The sequence below is a fragment of the Methylomonas sp. BG-2 genome (assembly GCF_057766305.1).
This window is the reverse complement of the sequence record NZ_JBYMAP010000402.1, coordinates 1-2,083: the sequence shown is the minus strand read 5'-3', so window position 1 is coordinate 2,083 and position 2,083 is coordinate 1. Positions and strand designations below refer to the sequence as shown.

2 protein-coding genes are annotated in these 2,083 nt (G+C 54.4%); one reads left to right on the top strand and one right to left on the bottom strand.

Going from position 1 to position 2,083, the window contains the following annotated elements; translation table 11 throughout:
• The first annotated feature begins 359 nt into the window (after nucleotides 1-359).
• Nucleotides 360-1,133, top strand: a complete 774-nt coding sequence (locus tag AC3B8H_RS20650; protein WP_488443396.1) for a hypothetical protein — start codon at nucleotides 360-362, stop codon at nucleotides 1,131-1,133.
• A 206-nt stretch (nucleotides 1,134-1,339) separates the two neighbouring features.
• Here AC3B8H_RS20650 and AC3B8H_RS20645 read toward each other — a convergent pair.
• On the bottom strand, nucleotides 1,340-2,083 hold a 744-nt coding region (locus AC3B8H_RS20645; protein ID WP_488443395.1), incomplete at its 5' end, for a class I SAM-dependent methyltransferase.

The window sequence follows — 2,083 nt, the reverse complement described above, 5'->3', positions numbered from 1 at the left end:
AACCGTCCACATTCCAAAACCTCTCGGCGATGAACGGTATTCGGATCGATGGCGGGCCATTAAAAAGGCGTTTACGAAAACGATTCCGAAAACCGAATATCACTCGCAAGTTCGAATAAACCGACACGAGCGAAGGATATACCCAAGGGCACAAGTGGCAAAGGCGATTTTGGGAGCATACGCTTTACGACGAAAAGGATTATGTCGCCCACATGGATAATCCCGCAAGCATGGCGGGCGCGCACGGTTAAGGAATGGCCTTATTCAAGCTTTCACCGCATGGTCAAAATGGGCATTTATCCATCGAATTGGGCATGTTTGGATTTGGAATCGTTCGAAGTGGGCGAATGGGAAAATTGATGGCTTTTGATCGGCGGATGGCGCTTTGCTTATCCGCCCTACGGCCCTGCCGGCCGGCCTGGCGGCCGCATCTGCAAGCCACTCGCGCCGCCTTGCTGGCTTCGGCCGCCCGGGTCGAGCCAGCCGGCGGAACCGCGTTGGTCGTCGGCGGCGGCATCGCCCACGACCTGCCGCTGGCGGAGTTGCTGGCACTATTTCAACAGGTGGTGTTGCTGGACATGGTGTTCAGCCGCTCGACGCGTCGTTTGGCGCGGCGCTGGCCGGGCCGGGTCAGTTGCTGTTATTACGACGTGACCGGTACGGTCGAATGGTTGGCCGAACAGCGCCGCAGCCCGCCCGACGCGCTGGTTTCCAGTCCCGGCCACCCGACGCTATCCGCCAAACCGGCGTGGGTGGCCTCGGTGAATTGTCTGATGCAATTACCGCTGCTGCCGGTGGCTTGGCTGGCGACTCAAGGCGCCGGCGAAGCCGACCTGGAAGCCTTCGGCCGCCATCTGATCGAAGCGCATTTGGACTGGCTGACTGACTGGCAAGTACCCTGTTGTCTGATCACCGAAGTCGGCGACACAACCTACGACGCCGCCGGCCAACGCCTATCCGGCAACGACTACCGGCCCTTGCTGGCCCGGCTGCCGCAGCTGGCGACCCGAACCGCCGATTGGCTCTGGCAGATCGCGCCGCCCGGCGAGTCGGCCGGCGGCGGTTTTGAAACCTTGAGTATCGAGGCTTGGGAGTTCCACCCCATCTTGGGCTTAACAGGCGAATGTGCTTGAGTTGAACCTGAATTTAATGGCATTGGTAACAGCTGTCTTCTGGATTCCATCATTTCATCCAGGCTGCGTGGACTGTTGATCAAGCCCAACCTACAGCCCTACCCTGGCTAACAAATAAGCTTACCCAGCTCGGCGTCTGGCCATAGGGCCCGACACATGACTATCGACAGACTTGAGCTATTAGAAACCCAATGAGCTCATACGAGCTATTTGTGGGCTAACAATAACGTTCGTTGTTTTGTCGAATAAAAATGGATGCTAGCGTCTTCGGGAACAATATCCTCAAGCCGCTTGAAGCCGGCATTGTACAAGGTATAGTCCAACGCTGATTGGGTAGGCCATAACTCAATATCGGACAATCCGGCCGTCGGACCGTCTTTATTTTCTATCCGAATATAATAGGCGGCGGATTTAGGACGATAATTCGAATTGTTTGAAAAAGCGACCTCGGAAGGACATGCCAACACAGTCTCTATTACGCTAATTTCCTTGGTTTTTTCCGCTATTTTCTTGGTGACATTAAAAGGATCTTGAAGATGGTATAACAAGCCCATAAAAAGCACGAGATCGTAAGTGCGATCATCGTTTTCCAAGAACTTATTGACATCTTCCTTGACTATATTGAATTCGCAGCCCAATACTTTTTGCACGAATACGGCCTTTTCAATATTAATATCGCGGACTTCGACGCATGTAATATCGCGTACGCCTTTCTCCCATAATCCGGCGCCAAACGCACACTCGCCAGCCCCCAGGTCAAGGACCGAAATTTGATCGTAGCGGCCCGCAAAATATCGATCCAACGCGGCAAGAGTAATTTCTCTGCGCCAAGGGTGAAGTTCTCGCTGCGTTGGGGTATACGTTGGCACTTCAATCCCAAAGCCGAAATCAAACGGATATTGCCAGCCTCCGTTCGGACACTCCGGCCAACTTGCATCGCGGGCCAATCG